The following is a 23,369-nucleotide window of genomic DNA, read 5'->3' on the forward strand; positions in this document are numbered from 1 at the left end:
ATTATGAAACGTTCAATAACCTACAAAAATAATGGTTTCACTCTCATTGAGCTGATCGTCGTGATCACCATTATCGGCATTCTCGCCGCGGTGGCGATACCTCGCTTAAGTGGCTTAGAGCGCGAAGCGCGTATTGCGTCTATTCAGGGGTTGTTAGGTGCGGTTAAGTCGGCGTCATCTTTGGCACACGCCACCTCTTTGGTGCAGGGCGAGCCCGCCACCATCGATATGGAAGGGCAAACCATTAATATGGTTAACGAGTACCCGGCCGCAGGCGCCAATGGCATTGCCCTGGCTGTAGCCTTTGATGCAATCGACTACACCTTTACCGGCGGTAACCCGTCGACTTTTGAGTTGGCGGGTTATAGCGGCAGTGATTGCGAGGTGCAGTACAACGCCGCGGATGGTACGGGTGCACCACCGGTGATTGTCGCCGAAACGAGCGGCTGTTAACGGCGCGCTCATAAAGTTTTTTTGTAAAACCCTCTTGCCGAGCTCGCTCGGCTTTTTTATGCCTGTCGATTGGCTTGGCGAGCTTCTTAATCCTGCCTTATCAAAATTAACTATTGTAAAGCTCCCTTGTGTTGTCCGGATGCGGCCTCCATTTCAGTAGGGTATTTTTCTCACAGTGATTTTTAAGGAGTAGGGTATGTCTGGTTCTGTTCAGTTACCGCAGCCGGGTTTGGGAACGTTTCGGCTGCAAGACGATATTGTGATCGCCTCGGTAAAGTCTGCCTTGGAGTTGGGCTATCGTCATATCGATACCGCCGCAATGTACGATAACGAAGCCGCCGTGGGGCGAGCGATACGCGAAAGTGGCGTACCGCGCGAGGAGATCTTTGTTACCACCAAGATATGGTTTGATCGCCTCAGCGATGATGACGCCATTACCGCATTGCAAGAGAGTTTAACCAAGCTCGATATGGATTACGTCGACTTGGCGCTCATTCACTGGCCCTCGCCCGACAACGAAGTGCCGATGGCAGAGTATTTGGGCGCACTCGACAAGGCCCGCGAGCAGGGACTTTGCCGAGCGTTTGGGGTATCCAACTTTACCATCGCGCAAATCGACGAGGCCTTAGGTTTGCCTTGTGGTAAACGTATTGCGACCAACCAAGTTGAGGTGCACCCGTTACTGGCCAATACTAAACTGGTGCAGCATTGCCAATCCAAAGGCATTCAAGTGACGGGTTATATGCCTTTGGCCGTGGGCAAAGTGATGGATGAGCCGGTGCTGCAAAAAATAGCCGCAGCCCACAAGGCGACGGCGGCACAAGTGGCCCTCGCTTGGGTGGCCAGCAAAAACATTGTGGTGATACCGTCATCCACCAAAGCGGCGCACCAAAAAGCCAATCTCGAGGCGCTGCGTATTACCCTTAGTGCCGACGAAATTGCGCAGATTGACCAGCTCGATCGCGGTGAGCGAGTGGCCAACCCGCCGTTCTCGCCCAAGTGGGATCAGTGATCGCGCAGCGCGTGAATTAGTCCTTCTTTGTCTAGCGTCGAGCGGCCGCTAATATCTAGCTCGGCTGCTCGTTGATATAACGCTTTTTTACTCCAGTGCTCGTAAGGCGGCGCATGCCCACCGCGCACCCCCGTGCGGTGGCGCGGCGAGTTGGCAATGCGCGCTGCTTTTTCTTTGCTCGCCCCTTCGCGGCGCAGCGCCTCATACTGCTCGTCATCTTTGATGCTGGGACCGTAGTCAGTTTTAGCCATATTCAGCTACTCCGTTATGCAATGGTCGCGGTAAGTATCGACGCCAGTAGGCAATTGCCCTCCAGCTACTCGTTTTAGCCAGTTTCAATGGATGCATAATTCTCACCAGTTTTTCTATTGTTATCGGCTGTTTGCCGCTCTAGCGGCAGCGTTCGATAAGGTGATTGTTTTTGCGCCTCTGTGTTAAGGCAATCGCGTAAGGCTTACAACAAGATGCAAATTGTTCTGCCCCCGATTGATTTTGCGGTGGGTGATACAGGCCTTACTCGTTAGTGGGACATTTTGGGCATCCAAATCCGCACTGACGCCGTACTGTTCTATGGGCCTTTAAAATAAGCAAAAACTCTCTGGGAGAACGCATGGATTCGAGCCACATTAAATTACTAAGCGCTACCGCAACGGGTGATAAACGCGCCTTTGCCGAGTTGTACCAAAACACCTCGGGGCGGTTGTACGCGGTGTGTTTACAGCTGTTACAGCGCAAAGATCTTGCCGAAGAGGCAATGCAGGAAGCCTATGTGCGGGTTTGGCACAACGCCTGTGATTATCACAGCGATAAGGGCTCGGTGATCGTCTGGATGATTAGTATTGCGCGTTATCGCGCGCTGGATATTTTGCGCTCGGCGGCTCACAAGCGAGAGCGCGGTGAAACAGACCATGAACCGAGCAGTGACCACACGCCAGAAGTGTCGTTGTTTGATGAGCGTGAACGCGCTCGCATTGATGAATGTATGGACACGTTGGACGATGTACAGCGCCAGACCATTCAGTTGGCGTATTTTCGCGGTTTGACCCACTCGGAGTTGTGCGTGCATACGGGCTCGCCTTTGGGCTCCATTAAAAGTTGGATTCGCCGTGGTCTGCAAACGTTAAAGAGGTGCCTTGAGCGATGAACTATCTAACCGAAGAGCGCAAAAACAGCCTGTCATCTGAGTATGTGTTGGGCACTTTACACGGCGCGGCGCGGCTGCGTTATCAAACCTTGTTAATTAATCACCGTCCCATGCGCCAAGCCTTGTGGCGCTGGGAGCGGCACTTAAACGGGTTGGGCGCGGCCCTGCCCGAGCGTCAACCAGACCCCGGCGTATGGCAAGCCATTCAGCGGCGGCTGGGCTTTGCGTACAGCGACAGAGATGGCAAAGGCGACACGGTTGTATCGCTCCCCCAAACTGATATCGGCCGAGTTGCGGCAACAACGGTTAATCGTTGGCGCTGGCTGGCCAGCGCCGCCAGTATTGTGGCCGTCGCATTGGCGCTAAATTTATGGTGGGGCCAAGCTGAGGTTTCAACGGCGCCCTCACAGGTAGCTGTGGTGCAGGGTGCGCAAGCTGAGGCCTTGTGGTTGATCGAGCTAACTGAGCGCGACATTCAAGTTCAGGCGACCGAACAATTTAGCCCTGTCGGCAATAAAGACTACGAACTGTGGTTGGTGGCCGCCGATGGGCGTGCGCCAGTGTCGCTGGGTTTATTGCCTAAAGATGGCCGCTTAACGCTAGCGCGCAGTGATTTATTTGATCAAGTGCAAGTGGCGGCGCTGGCGGTAAGTTTAGAGCCTGTAGGTGGCTCGCCCAATGGCGCGCCTACACAAGTGCTTTATACCTCACAGCTTGTTGCGCTTTAAGATATCTACGTAAGCCAAGGGTAAGTTTTGTGCCCTTGGCTTCTTTTGTTGCTACGCTGTTAATGATGTTAATTCACCGTTACAGCAATTGATTTCGAATCGAAATTTATAATGCTCTAAAAGTAGTCTCTAGTTATAACAGCCCGGCTATATATCTTACAAAAAGCGTCAAAACGTAAAAAAAGCCGTATTTATTAAAATAAGTAAAAATAAATGCATCCAAAAGTAAATTTCATCCGTTAGGACAGTGACGATCATGTTAATCAAGGAGAAAATCATGCAAAAGTACAAGTTGACATGTGCCATCGCCGCCATTTGCGGCAGTTTAGCGATGGGCGCAAACGCCTCAAGTCACCGTGAAGCACCAAGCATTACGCGAATGCCAACGGTAGATTCCACAGATTTTTACGCGTTTAACAGTTATGAAGCAGGACGTGACGATTATGTCACCATGATTGCAAACTATATTCCTTTGCAAGATGCTTACGGCGGTCCTAATTACTTTGCTATGGATCCCAACGCGGTTTACAGCATTCATGTCGATAACGACGGGGATGCGGTGGAAGACATTACCTTTCAGTTTCGCTTCGATTCAATGTTGCCTGCCGATGGTGAAGGTGTTGCATTAGAGGTGGGTGCCGAAGGCGAGAAAAAATCCATTGCGGTACCACTGAAAAACGTGGGCGGTATTTCCGCGGGTGATCAGTCGAAGGCTAACTTTTCTGAGCATTACTCGGTCACTATGGTCACCGGCGACCGTCGTACCGGTACGGCGATGGAGCTGGAAGAGGCCAACGGTGGCGGCGCAATGTTCACTAAGCCGCTCGATTACATAGGCAATAAAACTTTTGGCTCTGAGTCAGGTTACTCTGATTACGCCGACAGCTTTGTGCACGAGGTGGCATTGCCCGGTTGCGACATGAACGCGCGAGTTTTTGTCGGTCAACGTAAAGACCCTTTCACTGTTAACCTCGGTAAAACCTTCGATCTTGTAAATTATGTACCGGTTGAAGGCGATAGTGCTCCAGGCGCTGACGATGGCGGCGGTTTCCCTGGTGGTATCACTCAGTCCATGGAAAATGATGACCTGCGCTGGAAAAACGTGACCGCGCTCGCCATCGAAGTCCCCAAAAGCTGTGTCACGGGTTCCGGTAATGGTGTGATCGGTAGTTGGACAACCGCGAGCTTGCCGCAAGCGCGTATTCTTAACCCGATGGCAACCTTCGACAAGCCAGAGGTTAACGGCGGTGCGCTGACACAAGTATCGCGTTTGGGTAATCCCTTGGTTAACGAGTTGGTTATCGGCTTAAAAGACAAAGACACTTTCTCGGCCAGCGAGCCAAAAGATGACACCCAGTTTGCCGATTATGTGACTCACCCAAGCCTACCCGAGCTGCTCAACATCTTGTTTAAAGATGCTGTCAATCAAACTCTTGATACCGATTTTGCAACGTTGGCGCCGACTAAATTTCCGCGTTTGGATTTAGTTACCGCCTTTTTAACCGGCTTTGAAGGTGTTAACCAGCTCGCTATGGTTACGCCATCGGAAATGCTGCGCTTAAACACCGGTATTGCTGCCGTACCCGCTGAGCAACAATCAGCGTTTGGTGTGGCGGGTGATGACTTGGCCGGTTTCCCTAATGGCCGTCGCCCTGGTGACGACGTAGTCGATATCGCACTGCGCGTTGTAATGGGTCGTCTGTGTCACCCAGTGCCGGTTGCGGGCGAAGACACTGATCTTGGTCTTTGCGCACCGGAAGATGCGGTCGTCGGTACTGTACCATTTACCGATGGTGCGCCCACCAATGCTGGCATGATGGACACGTCATTCCCGTATCTGGCCGATCCTATCGCCGGGTCTGAGTAAGGAGGACACTATGAACAGCATTACACGCACTGCATTAATTGCGCTGTCCAGTAGCCTGCTGTTGGCCGGTTGTGGCAGCGACGATGATGACGACTATAACCCCGATCCAATGCCAGAGCCCGAAAATCAAGCGCCTATGGCGGAGACGGCAAACTTTACCACTGAAGCCGACACGGTACTGACGGATATGTTGTCAGCCACCGACGCCGATGGCGATGAGCTGAGCTTTATGGTGATGGACGAGCCAAGCAATGGTCAGGTGATGATCGAGGCTGACGGTAGTTTTATGTACACGCCAGCGGCGACCTTTACCGGTACCGATAGCTTTAGCTTTACCGTATCCGATGGCGAAGACACCTCGGGCGCGGCAGAGGTAAGCATTACGGTCGATGCCATGCAGGTATCGTTTAGTACTTACAGCCGCTCGGTCTTTAATCAGCAAGCAATGGACGAACCTTTGCCGGTTAATGGTCGGGAGTTTGAACAAGACGTTACCGAGGCAAATGCCTACGACGACTTGATTCAAGACGCTGACTAAACGGGTATCATCGTTCTACCCCGGGCTTTAAAAAGCTCGGGGTAGGGCACATGGAGATATTACATGCAAATAAAGAGTCACTTGGCAACGTTGGTTTTACGCCGTTTACACGTTGTTTGCAGTCTGCTGCTGCTAAGCGTCGTGGCACCACTAAAGGCCGCGCCTTATACGCCCGCTAATACTGACGAAGTGTTGGCCGATTGGGGCGAAGCTGTGGAGCGAGTAGAAACACCTTTAAAAAGCTCAGAAACGACGACTGATACCACCACCTTAGCTCTGACAAGAGCTGCCGAACAATTAGCTGGCGCCGGTAAGCCGGGCCAAAGCTACCGTTATCAATTGGCCGAGCGATCGCTTGCACCGCTTGCCAACAGGCTGCCTGATACCCCATCACAGCAGCAAGAGTACTGGTTACTGCACGCCAATGTGTTGCAACACGGCCACCGCTTTAAAGAAGCGCTGCAAGAGCTGGATACCCTGTTTGTTCAAGCCCCAAACCATGTCGCCGGTCGTCTTATGGCCGCGCGTATTAATATTGTTTTGGGGCAGCCCAAGCGCGCCCGTGACCACTGCTTGGCGCTATTGGGGCAGACTGATTTACTAACCGCCGCCGGATGTTCCCTTGAGGCGCGCTCTTACATTGATACCCATAAAGACAGCTCGCTGGCAGATAGCTACCGTGAACTGAGCGCGCTTATTGAGCGCGAAGGCTTACCCAGCGATACCAGAGGCCCCTGGTTGGCGCAGGTGCTGGCTGATATGGCGACCCGGCTTAACAAACCGGTGCAAGCGGCCCGCTGGTTGGATAACTTTAGCCCCCGAATCAGCACTAACTACTTGGCTCAGTGGGCCGATATCCAGCTGACTCTTGGCAACAGCGCGGAGGTTTTACAAACCTTGGCGCCGGTGGTGGATGCGGCTGGCGTGATGGATGATGCGCTGTTATTGCGTTTAGCGATTGCCGAGAAGTCCCTGAACTTGTCTAGTGAAGTAGCGCCTGCTACTAGCGATAGCCGCAGTGAGCAGCCCCGAAGTTTGCACGAATCACTCAACCGCGATGTGTCGCGCTGGCAGGCACTGATGCAAGCACGAGTTGCCTTGCGAGAAGAGCGCGGTGATCGGGAGCATGCCGCGCAAATGGCCCGCTACTACTTAGATTTGCGGCCCGATGCCGAGCGCGCATTGCACTGGGCTAAGTTAAATACTGTAAGCTCCCGCGAGTACACCGATAACGAGTTACTGCGCCGTGCTGAGCAGCTAGCCGGTCGCGAGTCTTCCACTACTAACGAGGGTTAATTGTGCGGATTGTCTTAACACTGTTTTTACTGCTGCTAGGCTCGCAGGTTGTTGCCCACCAATTGAGTACCGGTTATTTAACACTGCAGCCAACGTCAGAGCACTCTGGCGCTTATCAAGGGCAGTTGCAATGGCGGTTATTTGACTTAGAGCGCGAGTTAGGGCTCGACACCAACCGCGACGGAAAATTAACCTGGGCCGAGGTGCAAGCAGCGCGTGGAGCCATTGCCCCACTTGTGAGTCAGGCGTTTAACATCCGTGCTAATAGCGACGCGTGTGACGTTGATGTGGGGCCTAAGTGGCAAATCGATAAGCATTACAATGAAGCGTATTTGTGGCTACCTTTGCAGGTGCAATGTGAATCTGCTGAACCTTTGCAGATAACGTATCAGGGCTTTTTTGATATCGACCCAGAGCACAAATTGTTAGTGAATATGGTGTCGCCAGAGCAAACGGGGGCCGTAAGTCGGGTGCTTAGCGAACGCTCGCCTACAGCTCAGATCGCGTTAACCGATGGCCAGTGGCCCGGCTTTGTCGAGTATGTCTACCAAGGCATTATCCATATTCTTATTGGCCTTGATCATATTTTATTTTTATTGTGTTTGCTGCTCGGTTGTGTGCTGATTCGTCGGCACGATCATGGCCGCGCCCCGTATTGGGAGGGGCAACATTCTAAACGCGCTATCTTGTGGCAGACCTTAGGCATCGTTACCGCGTTTACCTTGGCGCATTCCATCACCTTAACCGCGACGGCATTAGATTTAATCAGTTTGCCGAGTCGCTGGGTCGAGGTCAGTATTGCCGCTACCGTGATCTTGGCGGCGCTAAATAACGTGATACCTGTTGTACTGCGCCTTGGCTGGGTAACCTTTGGCTTTGGCTTGTTGCACGGTATGGGCTTTGCCGGTGTTCTGGGCGAGCTTGGGTTGCCACCGAATGGGCGGTTACTGGCCGTGCTGGGCTTTAACCTCGGTGTCGAGCTAGGTCAACTGGCGATTATAGTCGTGGTGTTGCCGTTGTTAATGTGGGTGCGAAATTCGCGCTGGTATTGGCGCTTTGCGATGCCAGCCGGCTCTTTGGTTATCGCTTTGGTGGGTGCTAACTGGTTGATTGAGCGGCTCTAAATCGACTTGTGAGCTTGCGTTGTTCGCCCAACAACTGGCAATCAACGGGGGTGTTTGGTAAAGTCTGGATCACTGTTTGACTCAGTCATTGGCACCGGAACCTTATCTCACACATGTATCGACGGCTTTTGCAGTTATTGATGTTGGTAATACTGGCGCAGTCTACCTTGGCTGCGGCCGATGCCCATGTGTTGCACGAAGTTACCGGCGAGGCCTCTCACCAGCACCTTTTTGGCGATAACACCCTTGATGCCCACAAGGGCGTTGCGCTGAAGACAGCTGACGCGCCGCACGATAGCGACGTCGGGGACGAGCAAAGCTGTCATCACCACTGCTGTCATGGCCACAATTTTAAATACCTCAATGAATCACTAACACTCGCGGTTTTGGCGCCCGATCTTATTACCGGTTGGGGTTATGCCGCTCACTATGTGCCACCCTTGGTGGCTCCTGAGTTTCGCCCTCCCATCGTTTAATCCTCTGATTGTTTAACTCAATGTTTTGCGTACCGCCTCAGGCGCTGCGCCTGTTAATCAGTGGATATTACTATGAAATTTTATACTGCGTTGCTGTGGGTCCTTATGGCTTGCAGCGCAACGGCTAGCGCCAGTGCGTTAACGTTTGAGCAAGTTTGGCAAAAAGTTGTTGAGCATCATCCGTTAATAACGGCGGCCAACAATAGGCTTGAAGCCGCCGAGTTTAATCGTCGGTCGGCCGGGTTACGGCCCAATCCCCGACTGGTGTTTGAGGCGGAAAATTTTTACGGCTCGGGCGAGTATGAGCGCGCCGGCCAAGCCGAAACGGCATTTATGGCCGAGCAGACCTTTGAGCGCGGCGGCAAGCGCGAGGCCAGAAGCCGTCTGTCGAGCCACAATAAAACCGGGCAGCAGCTAGAGTCCCGGCGGCAATTGCGCTTATTGCGCCAAGAGGTACGCCGCCGGTTTAATCAAGTGCTATTGGCCCAAGAGCGTTTGCGGCTCACCGAGACGCAACAAGAGATCGCCACTAACAACACCCAAACCGTTGCGCGTTTGCACGAGGCCGGCGCTGCCACCTCCGATGATTTAGCCCGTGCCCGGGTGCAGCTGCAAAGTATTGAGTTGGCGCTAACCCGCGCGCGACAACAGCAGCTTAGTGCCTCGCAACAGTTGGCGGCGCAATGGGGTGATATGTTCAACGCCGAGGTGATTGTAGCGGCGGGTCCACTGTTGTTTATGCGCGAGGAGTTAACCGTCGATCAAGTATTAGCGCCGCTCGATATTGGCATTGACCAAAAAATTGCCGAGCAGAAAATTCGCGCGCAGCAGGCTGAAGTTAACCTAGAAAAAGCCAACGCTACTGTGGACGTCACCTTGGCCGCCGGTGTGCGTCGTTTTAGCGCCACTGATGAATACGCCTTTACCGTCGGCGCCAGTGTTCCGCTGCAGATATTTAATAATAATCAGGCGGATATCGACAGCGCCTACGCGCAAATGCGCGCTGCGCAAAGCGATGCCGATTACCTAAAGCGAAAAATCAGTGCCGAGGTGTTGGCGGCATTTCGCCGTTGGCAGCAAGCGAATCAAGCATTAAGCACCTTAGAGGTTGAGATTCTCCCGGCGGCAAAAAATGTCCTGAGTGCAACCCGCAAGGCTTACGAGCGTGGCAGCTACAGTTATCTGCAGGTGTTAGATGCGCAAAACTCGCTGTTGCAGGCCGAGCGTCAGCGGCTTGAGTTACGCGCCGATGCCGCCGATGCCATGACCATTCTTGAACGTTTTATCGAACCGCTGGCACCGATAGATTCACTATCGGTCACAAGTGTTGCCCCGCAGGAGATAACCCCATGAGTCGATCTATTCTCGTCACCTTATTGCTGCTGTTAAGCGCCACCACCGCGTTGGCCGCCAAAGCGCCCCACGGCGCGAATGAAGGTCAGTCAGAGCAACACCATAAAAATGAAGTGAATTTAGCGCTTGATGTATTCGATGAATTAGGTGGTTTAATCGCAACCGCGGCTGCAGGTCGCCTGCGTGACGACAGAGTGCTACCGGCTGAAGTGCGTTTGAATACCGAAGCCGTAGCCCATGTAACCCCACGCTTTGCGGCGCAAATTACCGCTGTTAACGCCAATACCGGCGATCAGGTAAAGGCAGGGCAAGTGCTTGCGCGAGCTGAGAACTCCGATACTTTGGCAAGCTTTGAGCTTACATCACTCATCAATGGCGTGGTGATAAACCGCCACGTGACGTTAGGTGAGCACCTGCAGCCGACGGATACGGCTTTTGTCGTGGCCGATTTGAGTCGCCTGTGGCTCGACATTGCTCTGTATCCCAAACAAGTGGCAAAGGTTAAAGCCGGCATGGCGGTGCACATAACCACCAGTTACGGCCCCGCACCGCTAGATGCCGAGATTGATTACGTCGCGCCACTGGTGAATGAAGCAACCCGTACCGGTATGGCACGCGTGTTTTTAGATAATGCCGATGGGCAGTGGAAACCGGGCATGTTTGCTAAAGCGCGGGTTGCTTTGTCAGATTTTGAGGTGCCGGTACGGGTGCCGCAGACCGCGGTGATAGAACTCGAAGGCAACTCGGTTGTGTTTGTCCGCGAACAAAACCATTGGCGCGCGCAGCCAGTTACGTTGGGGAGCAAAGATCGCACACACAGTGAAGTGCTCTCGGGGCTCACCGCGGGCCAGCAGTATGCGGCCGAAGGCGGGTTCTTTTTAAAAGCTCAGTTGCAAAAGTCCGAGCTTGAAGCCGGTCACCATCACTAGCGTTTAAACGCGGAGGATTTATGCGATCGATACTACAAAGTGCGCTTAACAATCGCGTGCTGGTGATGATGTTATCACTGGCGGTTTTGTTGAGTGGTTTTTTTGCTTACCGTAACTTGGCGGTGGATGCCTATCCGGATATCTCGCCAGCGCTGGTGCAAGTGTTTGTGGAAACCGAAGGTTTAGCGCCGGAAGAGGTCGAAAAGTACGTCACTTACCCGATAGAAAGTGCAATGAATGGATTGCCCGAGCTGGACCATGTGCGCTCGGTATCCAATTTTGGTTTATCTGTTGTCAATATTTATTTTTCCGACAGCACCGATATTTATTTTGCCCGTCAGCTGGTGGCCGAGCGTTTACAACAAGCGCGCAATCAAATTCCAGCGGGGTTTGGTGATCCGGTGATGGGGCCGATCAGTACCGGCCTGGGGCAAATTCTATTTTATGTCTTGGAAGATACCAGCGGCAATTACAGTGAAGTAGAGCTGCGCGAGATTCAGGATTGGATCGTTAAATTTAATTTGCAAACAGTATCCGGTGTTACTGAGGTGCTATCCATTGGCGGTGAGGTAAAACAGTTTCAGGTGCAGCTCGATCCGCTGGCCTTGGTGCGTTTTAATGTCTCGCTGCCCGAGGTAAAAGCTCGTATCGAGGCCAATAACGCCAATGCCGGCGCGCAGTTTTTGGTTAAAAATGACGAGCAGTATTTAATACGCTCGGTGGGGCTGGCGCGCAACTTGGACGATATTGGCAAAATTGTTATTAAAACGATTGATGGTACGCCCGTGTATTTAGAACAACTGGGCGATCTGGTCATTGGCGGTGAAATTCGCCGTGGCTTAACCACTAAAAATGGCCAAGGTGAAGTCGTGGTGGGCATGGTGTTAAAACTGCTGGGTAGTAATACCGCCGAGGTGATCGACTCGGTGAAAGCGGAGTTGTCCAACATTAACGCCAATTTACCCGAGGGCGTTAGCGTTGCGCCTTATTACGATCAGGCGCAATTGGTGCGCGCCGCGCTTACCACAGTTACCAGTGCGTTGGTGCAGGGTGTGGTATTGGTGGTGCTGGTGTTGCTCGCCTTTATGCGCGCTGTGCGCTCGAGTTTAGTGGTGGCGCTGTCAATTCCGTTTTCGGTGGCGGTGGCGTTAATTGCCATGCCGTGGTTGGGAATATCGGCAAATCTAATGTCCTTAGGGGGGCTGGCGATTGCCATCGGCTTGATGGTCGATGGTGCGGTCGTGGTAGTCGAGCAAATTGATCAGCAGTTAAAAAGCGGTGCGCAAGAGTCTCGCCGGCAGCTGGTGCTTAGCGCCTGTGAGAGCGTTGCCCGACCGATTTTATTTGCCATTAGCATTATTATTATTGTGTTTCTACCGCTGTTTAGTTTGCAGGGGGTCGAGGGGGCGACTTTTAAGCCATTGGCTTATACCTTGGCGCTGGCCATGGCCGGCTCGTTGATTTACGCCTTGTTGGTAGCGCCAGTGGCTGCTTTCTTGTGGATGCAAAAACCTAACGCCCCCGGCAGTAATAACGCCAACTCACGCGGCAAGCTGCGCGTGAGTTACGAGCGGGTTGTGGGGTTTGTGGTGCAGAGGCGGCCGCTCGCGGTGGGCATCGCGGTATTGATGTTGGCACTGGGGGCGGTTATTGCGCCGCGCTTAGGCTCTGAGTTTGTACCGCGTTTTAACGAGGGTGACTTGCTTATTCGGGCCACCATGTCGCCGTCTATTTCACTGGAGAAAGCGCGCGCGTCTATGTTGTTGTTTGAAAAACAATTGCTGGAGCGCTTCCCCGAGGTGACCCAAGTGGTGACCCGCGTTGGCCGGGGCGAAGTCGGGGCCCACGCCGATCCGGTGAATAACGCCGAGATTTTTGTCGCGTTAAAACCGCAAAGCGAATGGCAAAGTGCCGACTCGCTGGATGGTTTGTATCGCGCCATGAGCGACTCATTTACGGATTTTCCCGGTGCTAAGTTTAATTTTACTCAACCCATTGCCGCCGCTGTGGATGAGCTATTAACCGGCACCAAAGCGGAGCTGGCGGCCAAGTTATTTGGTGACGACTTAGCCGTGTTGGACGACAGGGCGCAGCAGATCGCGCAAGTGTTGCGTGGTATTCGCGGCGCACAGGATGTGCAAAAAGATCAAATCGCGGGCACCGGCCAACTCAAAGTGACACTCGATCGCGAGCAGATCGCCCGTTACGGGCTTAATGTCAGTGATGTGCAAGATACCATTGCTTTGGCGGTGGGTGGCGCTAAAGCTGGGCAGGTGTTTGAGGGGGTGCGTCGGTTTGATATTTACCTGCGGCTTAATAAAAGTGCAAGAGACAGCGCTGAAGCTATCGAGCAATTAACGGTGCGCACCGAGACCGGTATGCAAGTGCCGCTACAGGAGTTGGCGGCGGTTGAGTATGTGACCGGCCCCCGGCAAATTACCCGGGAAAATAGCCAGCGCTTTATTACCGTACAGGCCAATATTCGCGAGCGGGATATCGGCTCGTTTGTACAAGAGGCCAACGCGGCGATTGCGCGCGAGGTGGATTTGCCGCCGGGCTATTTTGTTAAATGGGGCGGGCAGTTTGAGTTGCAGCAAAAAGCCAATCAGCGTTTGATGATTGTAGTGCCTATCACCTTGGTACTGGTATTGCTGATGCTGTACATCAATTTTGGCTCGCTGCCCAATGCGCTGTTGATTATGCTTAATATTCCTTTGGCGTTGGTGGGCGGTATTGTTGCCCTGTGGCTGGCGGGGTTGAGTTTGTCGGTGCCTGCCTCGGTGGGGTTTATCGCGCTGTTTGGCATTGCGTTAGAAAACGCTCTGGTGTTGGTGAGTTACTTAAACGAGCAAGTGCGTCAGGGGGTGCCGGTGGCCCGCGCCTGTGTTGCGGCCGCCAGTGCACGGTTGCGTCCGGTCCTGATGACGGCGGTGACCACCGGACTTGGCCTGATCCCGCTGCTGTTTGCCACCGGCACGGGCAGTGAGGTGCAGCGGCCGTTGGCCACAGTGGTCGTGGGTGGCTTGGTCACAGCGACTTTATTGACACTGTTGGTGATACCGGCGTTGTATCCGTGGTTTACAGGCGCCAAAGCGCAGAAGGCCGAGTAGGGCGTAAAGGAGTGCAAGTTTGGCGCTGCGGGGGTAAACGTGGCGCCCAAGGTTGCTATACTGACGGTGTCTTTAGTGCTACGAGTTTGCTATGAACACCAACACCCAGACAATTTCTCAGGGCCTATTGCTGTTTTGGCTAACCCCCACTCAGCGATTTGCCCTGGGGACGTTTAAAATCAAAGAGATCGTTCCCTTCACGCCAGTTCGGCCCATGCCCGAATCTGCTCCCGCTGTTTTGGGGGCGGCCAATATTCGCGGCGTTACTTTGCCGATCATCGATTTGGCGGCCGCCATGGGCGGCCGCGGTTTAAACGATGACGAGCAGCGCAGTGGCTTTATTATTGTCACCGATTGTCAGCGTAAGCGGGTAGGCTTTTTGGTGCGCAAGCTCGATCGTATCGTTCAGGCCCAGGGCAAAGATATCGAGCCGCCGCCGCGCCAGTTGGGTCGCAGCGCCTACCTGACGGGCGTTACCCGGGTCGACGACGCACTGATACAGCTGGTGGATGTCGAGCGCATTTTTGCCAATTTTGATGCGGCGGAGTCGAGCGTACCGGGCGACGATTTAAGTGCAAAAGCCGTCGCCCTGAAAGCGTTAAATATTCTTGTGGTAGATGATTCATCGGTGGCGCGTAAGCAGCTGGGCGACGCCCTCCAGGCGCTCGGTGTTGAGTTTCGCATTACCGATGACGGCCGCGAGGCGCTAGAGATGATGCAGGCTGACGCTCGCAATGGTCGCCCGGTAGATTTGTTGGTCAGCGACATCGAAATGCCGGGGCTTGACGGTTACGAATTGTCATTTGCAGTACGTGACGACCCGGCACTGGCGAATGCCTATCTTATTTTACATACCTCAATTTCGAGCGAGATCAGTGTGAGTCAGGCCCATCAGGTGGGCGCCAATGAAGCCCTGACCAAGTTTGATGTCAATGAGTTAATCGCGGCTATGCTGCGGGCGGTAAAGTAGCGGTTGTTGCTTTTAATCTCACCCGCTTACTAACTGACCGATTTAATCCAGAGTCAGCGACTCGAGCGTGGCGATATCGTCGGCTAACGGCAATTCGTGCTTGGCCAGTGCTAAGGCTCTCTGCGAGTGAGCTTGGGCGTGTTCGGCAAAGGCGCCACCTTTAACGGCGAGCGCCGCTAGTGCCTTTTGTAAGCGTATGTGCACCTCGATTAAGCCGGCGCCGTCCCGGGCGATGGGGGCAAAAAAATCATTAAACAGCTCGGCCAGCTCAATACGCTGCACCCAAACATTAGGGCAGGGAATATCCTCCAGTTTGGGCTCCTCGGTGCCTTGGGTGACCTCCCAACCTGAGATAACTCGTACACCGCGCCCAATCACATCAATCGCCGTGCCCGGATCGTTGACCGCCGGCGATAGCGCCCTTGAGGCGATCTCGGCGAGTACCAGCAGGCCAAAGCGCGGGTCTTGATCAAACGAGCGCTCGTCGCGAATGGTGTAAGTGTGGTCAATTACTTCGGTCGCTTGATCGATGGTGGCCTGTGTATGGTTTAGGCAATAGGCCAGCGCCCGACCGGGGTGAACAAACGCGCCCGGTAAACTGGCGATAAACACTTGCGTGTCATTTTCTTCGGCCCAACGGTTAATCGCTTTAATGTCGATATGCTGCACGTAACCGATGCGCTCGGAGTAAATCGCCGAGGCTTTCTCGGGTATGTCGGCAAGGGTGGCGAGCCTGCGACCATCGAGCCAAGGGTGGGCAATACGGCGCTTGACCGCGTTGGCCGCGGCTTCCTCGACCCGGTCAGTCGTTTCCCCGACCCGGCCTAAGCTGGATAAGTGATTAATCCACAGTAAAATAGTGCCGACAATTAACACCACCACCGCGATGGTAACCACAAACAGAATCACTCGGCCCTGATCGCCGTAAACGCCTGTGTGCAGGGCGATAATCCCCACCAGCGAGTACACAAACGAGCCGACAAAAGTCGCCAAGGCGTTTTGCGTGGTGGAGTCTTCCATCAATAGCCGTGTCGCGCGCGGGCTAATATTACTGGTAGCGGCGCTGTAGGCGGCCACCATCACGCTGAGTGAGAAGGTGGTAACTGCCAGCATGCTGGAGGCCAGAATCGATAAAATTCGGTCAACCGCCGGTGCGCCAATGGCGCCGGACAGCTCGGCGGGGATCCAGCCTTTAAAGGCGATGGCTATTAGCGCGGTTGCCACTGCCAACACCGCAAATAACACGGTGCGCATCCACAATTGACGGCTGATTTGTAATAGCTTCCAAGCCCACTGACTTAACATCTAATGCTCTCCGAAAGGGGAAGCTAAGTGTGTAAGTGTTGGCCGCTAAATGCAATGCGAGGAGACAAAAAACGCGTATTAGGCCGTTTTGTTTGAGGCTGTTAGCGGATTACCTTAAACTCGCGCGTCTACTTTTTGTTATCTCGTCATCATAGAAGGGCCGGTATGCCACGCGCCCTTTAGAGTAAGGATGCTGCTATGCGCTTTTCTGTTTTACCTACCCGCCGCCCGTATCAAGCTGCCGTGGTGCCGGCTTGGCGTCGCACGTTCATGGGGGCGGCTCGCCGTGTGGCTGTCACGCTGTTGCTGCCAGTGTTTGTCGGTACGCCAGCTTTAGCCGAGCCTGCCGCGACACTCTCAGTTGATGCTATTGCGCAAAAATACGGTGCATTGCGCAGCGCGTCCATGCTTGAAATATCGCCTAACGGTGAGCTAATAGCCTTTCGCAAGGTACAAGAAGATGGCGATTTGGTGATAGTTTACTCCCTCACGAAGGGCAAGATGGTGGCCGGTGCCAATGTGGATGAGCTGAACCCGCAGGATTTGTACTTTATCAATGACGACTATCTGGTGATGGTCGCGTCAGAGCGCCGCAGGTTAATGGGGTACCGTGGCGAGCTCAACCTCAGCACGGCCTTTGCCTTAAATGTACAGTCGGGCGAGATGGAGCAGCTGCTGCGCCCGGGCGATAATATTGTTCGTGGGCAAACAGGCTTGGGTGATATTGCGGGTATTTCTGCCGACCATCGCTATCTTTATATGCCAGCTTTTGTGGGGCGCAGTGATTACGATCAAAACCCTCGTCGCTCTTTAATGCGTGTCGATCTGCATTCGCCAAGACGGCCCAAAGTGGTCGAAAAGGGTGACGCAGATACGCTGGATTACTTTTTGGACGATGACGGCAAGGTCTTGGCCCAGGAAGTCTACGATAACCGTGACGATAAATACTCCATTGAGGTGCCTGATGGCGATGGTTGGCGCACGATTTTTGAAGAAAAAACAGACATTATTGCGCGCACAGGTGTTGGTTTAACGCCAGACCGAAAGTCTTTAATCGTGCTTGCCCGTAACGGCAGTAGTGGTCGAGTCGCTTATTATCAGATGTCATTGGCGGATGGCAAAATAGCCGACGAACCCTATGGTCGCGATGATGCCGATATTGAAGGGGTTATTACAGGGTTGGATGGCATCGTTTACGGTTTACGGTACTCGGGTTTTACGCCGAGTTATGAATTATTTGAGCCAAGCAAAGATGCTTTTTTAAAAGAAGCGATCGTCAAGTTTGACGGTCACTCGGTATTTCTTAGCAGCTGGAGTGATAATTGGAACGAGTTGGTTATCTACGTCGAGGGACCAACCACGGCGGGGAGCTATTATTTGGTGCGGCCGGGAAAGCCGGCGCAATTTCTGGCAAATTCACGCGCTAACCTCAAAGACGAACCTCTCAACCCCCGTGTGGTTTATCGGGCGAACGCGCGCGACGGCATGGCCATTCCCACTGTCTTAACTTTACCGCTGCAATATGCAGACAATCCTAAAAATATGCCAACGGTACTCTTGCCTCACGGTGGCCCGGAATCTTACGACCGGTTAGGGTTTGATTGGTTGGCTCAGGCATTGGCCACCAGTGGCTATTTAGTGCTGCAGCCGCAGTTTCGCGGCTCTGCGGGTTTTGGCCTAGAGCATATCTTGGCCGGTCGCGGCGAATGGGGTCGTAAAATGCAAGATGATCTTACCGACACTCTGGACTATTTTGCCAAAGCGGGGTTGGCCGATCGTTCACGCGTTTGTATTGTCGGTGCCAGTTACGGCGGTTATGCCGCTTTGATGGGCGCCAGTGTAACCCCCGATTTATATCGCTGCGCCGTTTCTGTAAATGGTGTGAGTGATTTAAACGAGATGCTTGATGAAGATCGCAGTAAGGCCGGGGATGATCACTGGGTGGTGAGTTACTTTGAGCAGTCTATTGCCAACGGCCAATACACCCAGGAGGACTTAGAGGCGATCTCGCCGATAACCCACGCTAATGCGGTAAAAGTACCGGTGTTATTGATTCATGGTGAAGACGATGAAGTCGTCTCTATTGATCAATCTGATGAGATGCACGATGCGTTGGAAGACGCGGACAAGCCGGTGACTTTTATACGTTTAAAAAATGAAAACCACTATTTACTGCAGAGCGAAACTCGTACTGAAACCTTGACCCATGTGTTGCGGTTTTTACAAGAAAACTTAGGCACTATGGTTGTGGCTAATAAAGATTGAAACTTCAGTCGGGCCCCATTATTGATGGGGCCCGTCATACCCTAGCGTACGCTATACTTCAGCGTTACTAATTGCCCTTCTTTTAAATCTGAAATTTCGGCGCCGGGGTGTAAACCCGATATCGCAACGAGCTCTGGGATATCGATAACCCGTGGTGCGCTGCCATCTGCGGGGCGGATAAGTGCGATGTTTTGCTCCAAATTAACCTCCAGAATCTCGGCTTTAACCAGAGTCTCAGGTTTGGGGATTCTATTAATTTTTAGCTTTACGTTTTGCCCTACCTCTACAGATGCCATATCGGTAGACTTGTATCCATCTAAGTCGATTTTGGGTGTGCCGGTAAATCCGTAAGTGACCAACTTGCCGGTATCGTCAGCCAGTACGGTCAGGCTGTTGGTGTTGTAATCAACGGATTGCACCACTCCTTCAATGGTAATATCCGCCGCCAGTGCAAATCCGCAGGCCGTTAGTGCGAAGCCCGCAATCAGCGAAGTAACAGTAGTACGTGCAGTAACAATAGACATCTTCAAATCCTCGACAATTGTCTCAGTAAAAGTAAGTAACGCTGTAAAAGGTGAGTGGGCAAATCTCATCCTTATTGCTGTACGCAAACGTTTGTTAACGGAGTGTCGTCTGCGTGGTAAACATAGTACTGATACTTTCTATCTTTTTGTTACCTAAAGTTACTTATTTTTATATTTTATTCTTATTTAAATTGGTTTTAACCTTTTTATATTCTATAAGTGAATTAAAAATCACTGTATTGGTGCGGAATGCGTCATGCGCGTGCTTTTTTATATAGTTGCTGTGGTAATAGGTAACATTTTTTGGTGCGAGCGCTATTTGTTGTGCACAGTAATAACGCTTGTTGTTTTGCGCGTGACATGGGTTATTGGTGGTAGCGATACGTCCCTGAGGCGAGCAACGATGAGCTTGCCAGTGGGCGTTCGGTAATAGGGCGGTAGTTGATGCTGATCGGTAACCGCGACAGTAAGAGGCAGGTTTTTGAGGTAAGCGGAGGTGCGGACCTCGCCAGAGGCCCGCACGCAATTGTTATTGTGGCGCGTACTTAAAGGTCACTTGCTGACCTTCTTGTAAATCTTCGATGCCAGCGCCTTTGTGCAAGCCAGATACACGAATGGCATCTGGCAGGGCAATAGTGCGTGGCGCACTGCCATCGGCCGGACGAATCAAAGCGACATTTTGCTGTAAGTTTAGCTCCAGTATTTCACCTTCAATAATGCGGCTCTGGGGTTGCTCGGGCTCAATACTCGACAGCTTGAGAGTTACTTGTTGGCCGGGCTGAACATTAGCCATATCGCGCAGGGCTCGGCCGCCTACCCGTACCTTAGGTTCACCTGAAAAACGATAGGTCAGCTTCTCGCCAGTTTTGTCGGCGATGATTGAGACGCTTTTGGTTTCTAAGTCAACAGATTCAACAACGCCAGGTACTTTGCGCTCGGTAGCGCTGGCACCTGCCGCTAAGGCAAGCGAGAAACCCGCGATTAACATTTGCAAACTCGAGCGATTAGTGAAATTGAACATGGTTGGTTACCTCGTATCAGTCAACGCTAAAACAGCTTAAGAAGGGGATCACCCTCCCGGTTAAAGCAAGCGTTATCACCTGCTCGATCACCATTTTACATATCAAGGTTACATTGATGTTACGAGAGGTAACGTTTGTGGGGTTTGCTATATGTGTCGATGCCTGCCTGCTTGTCACGCACTCCCGTGGGTTGTCAGTATTACCCAGAGCATTTGGCGATTGCCTGCGTCACGTAAAGTAACGTATGGGAAGGGGTAACTACAGTGCTGCGAGATCTGGCATCGACACTGAGGTGGGCGGTGGCCAAAGGATAGGCTGGGTAAAAATAATAAAACACCTATTGCCATAACCACATTTTGCGATTAGCCTGATATTAAATATCATAATGTTGTTTTTATAAGGGTACTGGGTATCCTTGGGCGGAGTGCTGCTACTAAAGCTGGATGCGCTCGCCTCTGTGAATACAACTAAAATAAATAAGGAGAAGACCATCTTTTGAGCCGGTTTATTTCTACGCGCACAGCGCTTGCCGTAAATGTTGCACTGGTGGTAAGTGGCATGCTTTTCAGGTGGGCAGCGAACGCACAGTGTAATTTAACAAGCTTTACTATCGCCTCGTTTCCAGGCGTTTCCTCTTGGCCCCGATTGTGAAATCGGGGCCTTTTTTATGTAAGAGGGCAAGGTTGTCAATGTCATCACTACGGTTTGCGTTAGCGTGGCTTGCGCGAAATAAAAGATCGTAGCAAGAATGAAAAAGTAAATAAAAACGGAGTTTGTGATGAGGCTAGTCTTATTGTTAAGTGTCATGTTTATGTTGGTCAGTTGTGGTGGGTCAGGCGGTGCTCCGGCCTCTGTAAGTTCGACGACAAATTCAGTGGTAGGCTCGGTAAGTTCTGCGACCACCAGCCGCGAGCAAAGCTCGGCGGCTTCGGTGTCCAGTCACTCTAGTTCGAGCGCTGCAAGTGATGCTTGCCCTGAGGGGAGGCGCATAGTTGGTTACTTTCCTAGCTGGCAAGGGAGTGTGGTGGATATTCAATACGATTACTTAACGCATATTAATTACGCTTTTGTAATGCCTAAATCGAACGGTGCGCTTGAACCTATGATGACGGGAGATGAAAACGAGCTGATGGAGTTAGTGACGCTGGCTCACGGGCACTCGGTAAAAGTGGGTATTGCGGTAGGAGGCTGGAACGATGGCGACGACAGTGCATTTGTTGCCTTGGCCCGCAGTGCCGCGACGCGGACGTTATTTGTGCAGGAGATCGTCGCTCTGGTTGAACGTTATCAGTTGGATGGTGTGGATATGGACTGGGAATATCCAAGTACCGCCACGCAGGCGGATAACTTTTTGCTGCTGATGCAGGAGTTGCGATTGGCGCTTAATAGGTTAGAGCGCGAGCAGTTTTTGAGTGCCGCGGTAGTCGCCCAGGGAGATTGGAATGGGCAGTATATTCTTAATGATGTTTTTGCCGAGGTGGATTTTTTAAATATTATGGCTTACGACGAGTACGGCGCGTTGGAGCACTCAAGTATGGAGTATGCCGAAACCAGTTTGGACTATTGGATTGCACGGGGTTTGCCGCGATCCAAAGCGGTGCTAGGTGTGCCTTTTTACGCGCGGCCCAGCTGGGTGGCGTACCGTGAGTATGTTGCTAGCGATACCGCCAATGCCTGTATCGATCGTGTTGCGGAAAATTATTACAATGGTTTGCCAACAATTCGCGCCAAGGCGCAGTTAGCCCGCACTAATGCCTGCGGTGTAATGATGTGGGAGTTGAGTCAAGACACCGTTGATCAAACGTCTTTGTTAAAAGCCTTGTGGGAGGTTAGCGAGGGAAGTTCGCCGAGTTATATTTGTCCTAACTAAAACCGTAATGGCTAAAAAAGCAAAACAGGCGCTCTTCTCCTGTGGGCGCTTGTGTCGTCTCGTTTAGTAAGCGTTGCTCTCTGCTAGAATGTAGCCATTTAGTAGACCTTTAATTCAATGCTTGTTTTGAAACGTTATGACTCAGTCTAAGTCCTCCGTACCTACCAAAAAATCTCTGCCAGTTTGGTGGAGTTCAGAGCTGTTGCCGAACCGGCTGTTGCATAAGTTTATGGATCAGCTTGATGCCGGACGCAGGCCCTATGTGAAAGTCACGCCTAAAACGGTACCCGAGCTGTACGATTTTCAGGGGCAAGACGTTGAGTTTTTGTGGGCGCTGCTGAACGATCTTGATCGCGAGTACCATATGCTGACAATTAAGCGGGCGCGGGTTAACCCGCAGCAGGAGCCTTACGACAACGCGCAAATTTACTTTTTACCCGATAAAGAGCCGCTGGTGCGCGAGTGGCTAAACCGGCCGGCACTCGACCCCTACGCGCTTACCTGGGCGCACGAACTTAAACGGCAGCAGCATAAGTTTGAAGATGGCGGCGCCGCGCTGGTGGGGCGCCATGTTCGGGTTAAGGGTATGTCTGCCGCGCAAGTGGTGCGAGCTTTTGCTGTGCTTGGGCAAGAGTTGCAGCGGCCGGTGACGCTAAGGGCGTTGTCGGCCCGCTGCTTTGCGGGCGACTCTAAAGCTCTAGAGTCGTATGAGCTATTGGTGCGTGCCTTGTATCCGTCGCTGTCGCAACAGTTGCAGGCCCGTCCGGTCATGCTGGTGGTGCATCTCGGCCAGCCGCTGGCACATATACTCTTTGTCGAAAACCAAGATACCTTTTTGGCCCTGGCTCAGGCGGACTTGCCTGGCATTACGCTGGTGTATAGCGCCGGTTTTCGCGGTAGTGCGACGCGGGTGCGGGAGCCGGGGCAGGTGGTGTTTTCGTATCTCAACCCAGATGCAGATACGGCGGGTTTTAAGCGGGCTTGGTTTGATGGCGAGGCAAGCTCGCTGCGGGTGAGTTTTTGGGGGGATTTAGACTACGCCGGAATGGCCATTTTAAAAGCGCTGCGTCAAAGCTTTGCGCAGCTAGAGGCGTGGCAGCCCGGTTACGAGCTGCTGTTGGCTCGATTACACGCGGGGCTGGGTCATACGCAGGCCTCGGGCGTTAAAAATCCGCAGCCGGACCCAGGGTTGACCGGGTGCCATTACGCCGATACGACACTCTTACCGGCCGTTAGGCAAACGCAAAGCTATGTGGATCAAGAGGCGGCCTCGCTCTGTGAGCTGCAGTGTTAGTTAGGCTTTATATTCCTATATAGGTATTTTAGTTCTATTAATTGCCTTATATGGGTATATTTTAATGTTTGTATTTACGATTTTATGCT

Annotated in this window: 20 protein-coding genes; 16 read left to right on the forward strand and 4 right to left on the reverse strand. The window is 52.6% G+C overall.

The genetic code is table 11. The features are described 5' to 3' along the window. The first annotated feature begins 3 nt into the window (after positions 1-3). Positions 4-453 carry a type IV pilin protein gene (locus tag ACGHAD_RS06355; protein WP_382416318.1) on the forward strand — a complete coding sequence of 150 codons (450 nt, stop codon included), beginning with the start codon at positions 4-6 and terminating at the stop codon, positions 451-453. 196 nt (positions 454-649) lie between these two features. Continuing rightward, positions 650-1,465, forward strand: coding sequence for a 2,5-didehydrogluconate reductase DkgB (gene dkgB / locus ACGHAD_RS06360; RefSeq protein ID WP_339616129.1), 816 nt, complete (start codon positions 650-652; stop codon positions 1,463-1,465). Here dkgB and ACGHAD_RS06365 read toward each other — a convergent pair. Continuing rightward, positions 1,459-1,716 (reverse strand): Rho termination factor, encoded by a 258-nt coding sequence (locus ACGHAD_RS06365; protein ID WP_339616128.1) that lies wholly within the window; start codon positions 1,714-1,716, stop codon positions 1,459-1,461. The genes dkgB and ACGHAD_RS06365 overlap by 7 nt on opposite strands. Positions 1,717-2,075: 359 nt before the next feature. On the opposite strand from ACGHAD_RS06365, the gene ACGHAD_RS06370 reads away from it, so the two are divergent. The 11 genes from ACGHAD_RS06370 (at position 2,076) to ACGHAD_RS06420 (ending at position 15,000) form a co-directional block, all read left to right on the forward strand. Next, entirely contained in the window at positions 2,076-2,609 is a 534-nt protein-coding gene (locus ACGHAD_RS06370) for a sigma-70 family RNA polymerase sigma factor (protein WP_382416315.1), read from the forward strand. Continuing rightward, positions 2,606-3,337, forward strand: a complete 732-nt coding sequence (locus ACGHAD_RS06375) for an anti-sigma factor domain-containing protein (protein WP_382416313.1) — start codon at positions 2,606-2,608, stop codon at positions 3,335-3,337. Before ACGHAD_RS06370 ends, ACGHAD_RS06375 begins: the two co-directional genes overlap by 4 nt. Positions 3,338-3,614: 277 nt before the next feature. After that, a complete protein-coding gene (locus tag ACGHAD_RS06380; protein WP_382416311.1) occupies positions 3,615-5,204 on the forward strand; it encodes a DUF4331 domain-containing protein in 1,590 nt (529 codons plus the stop codon). A 10-nt stretch (positions 5,205-5,214) separates the two neighbouring features. Next, the gene (locus ACGHAD_RS06385) at positions 5,215-5,742 is read left to right on the forward strand and encodes an Ig-like domain-containing protein (protein WP_339616124.1); all 528 of its coding nucleotides are present in this window, start codon (positions 5,215-5,217) and stop codon (positions 5,740-5,742) included. A gap of 63 nt (positions 5,743-5,805) precedes the next feature. After that, on the forward strand, positions 5,806-7,038 hold the full coding sequence (locus tag ACGHAD_RS06390) for a hypothetical protein (RefSeq protein ID WP_382416309.1): 1,233 nt from the start codon (positions 5,806-5,808) through the stop codon (positions 7,036-7,038). A gap of 2 nt (positions 7,039-7,040) precedes the next feature. Continuing rightward, on the forward strand, positions 7,041-8,162 hold the full coding sequence (locus ACGHAD_RS06395) for a HupE/UreJ family protein (RefSeq protein WP_382416307.1): 1,122 nt from the start codon (positions 7,041-7,043) through the stop codon (positions 8,160-8,162). Between the two features lie 113 nt (positions 8,163-8,275). After that, positions 8,276-8,638, forward strand: a complete 363-nt coding sequence (locus ACGHAD_RS06400) for a hypothetical protein (protein ID WP_390403573.1) — start codon at positions 8,276-8,278, stop codon at positions 8,636-8,638. A 72-nt stretch (positions 8,639-8,710) separates the two neighbouring features. After that, positions 8,711-9,991, forward strand: a complete 1,281-nt coding sequence (locus tag ACGHAD_RS06405) for a TolC family protein (protein WP_382416303.1) — start codon at positions 8,711-8,713, stop codon at positions 9,989-9,991. Then, on the forward strand, positions 9,988-10,920 hold the full coding sequence (locus tag ACGHAD_RS06410) for an efflux RND transporter periplasmic adaptor subunit (protein ID WP_382416301.1): 933 nt from the start codon (positions 9,988-9,990) through the stop codon (positions 10,918-10,920). The genes ACGHAD_RS06405 and ACGHAD_RS06410 overlap by 4 nt, the downstream gene beginning before the upstream one ends. A 20-nt stretch (positions 10,921-10,940) precedes the next feature. After that, positions 10,941-14,030 carry an efflux RND transporter permease subunit gene (locus tag ACGHAD_RS06415; protein WP_382416299.1) on the forward strand — a complete coding sequence of 1,030 codons (3,090 nt, stop codon included), beginning with the start codon at positions 10,941-10,943 and terminating at the stop codon, positions 14,028-14,030. Between the two features lie 91 nt (positions 14,031-14,121). Further along, a complete protein-coding gene (locus ACGHAD_RS06420; RefSeq protein ID WP_339616117.1) occupies positions 14,122-15,000 on the forward strand; it encodes a chemotaxis protein CheV in 879 nt (292 codons plus the stop codon). 42 nt (positions 15,001-15,042) lie between these two features. Here the strand turns inward: ACGHAD_RS06420 and ACGHAD_RS06425 are convergent, their stop codons facing one another. Beyond that, positions 15,043-16,305, reverse strand: a complete 1,263-nt coding sequence (locus tag ACGHAD_RS06425) for a DUF2254 domain-containing protein (protein WP_339616116.1) — start codon at positions 16,303-16,305, stop codon at positions 15,043-15,045. 198 nt (positions 16,306-16,503) lie between these two features. Between ACGHAD_RS06425 and ACGHAD_RS06430 the strand changes: the two genes are divergently transcribed. Further along, on the forward strand, positions 16,504-18,570 hold the full coding sequence (locus tag ACGHAD_RS06430; protein ID WP_339616115.1) for a prolyl oligopeptidase family serine peptidase: 2,067 nt from the start codon (positions 16,504-16,506) through the stop codon (positions 18,568-18,570). Positions 18,571-18,611: 41 nt separating this feature from the next. On the opposite strand, the gene ACGHAD_RS06435 is transcribed toward ACGHAD_RS06430, so the two are convergent. Together ACGHAD_RS06435 and ACGHAD_RS06440 are read right to left on the reverse strand one after the other, a co-directional pair. Further along, complete coding sequence (locus tag ACGHAD_RS06435) at positions 18,612-19,094, reverse strand: hypothetical protein (RefSeq protein WP_339616114.1); 483 nt, start codon at positions 19,092-19,094, stop codon at positions 18,612-18,614. Positions 19,095-19,623: 529 nt separating this feature from the next. Continuing rightward, positions 19,624-20,115 (reverse strand): hypothetical protein, encoded by a 492-nt coding sequence (locus tag ACGHAD_RS06440; RefSeq protein WP_382416296.1) that lies wholly within the window; start codon positions 20,113-20,115, stop codon positions 19,624-19,626. A 779-nt stretch (positions 20,116-20,894) separates the two neighbouring features. Here ACGHAD_RS06440 and ACGHAD_RS06445 point away from each other — a divergent pair. Continuing rightward, on the forward strand, positions 20,895-21,986 hold the full coding sequence (locus ACGHAD_RS06445) for a glycoside hydrolase family 18 protein (protein ID WP_339616112.1): 1,092 nt from the start codon (positions 20,895-20,897) through the stop codon (positions 21,984-21,986). Between the two features lie 136 nt (positions 21,987-22,122). After that, on the forward strand, positions 22,123-23,280 hold the full coding sequence (locus ACGHAD_RS06450; RefSeq protein WP_382416294.1) for a Wadjet anti-phage system protein JetD domain-containing protein: 1,158 nt from the start codon (positions 22,123-22,125) through the stop codon (positions 23,278-23,280). Positions 23,281-23,369: the final 89 nt, after the last annotated feature.

Origin of the sequence: Gilvimarinus japonicus (assembly GCF_042847215.1) — a bacterium.
GTDB classification, from domain to species: Bacteria; Pseudomonadota; Gammaproteobacteria; order Pseudomonadales; family Cellvibrionaceae; genus Gilvimarinus; species Gilvimarinus japonicus.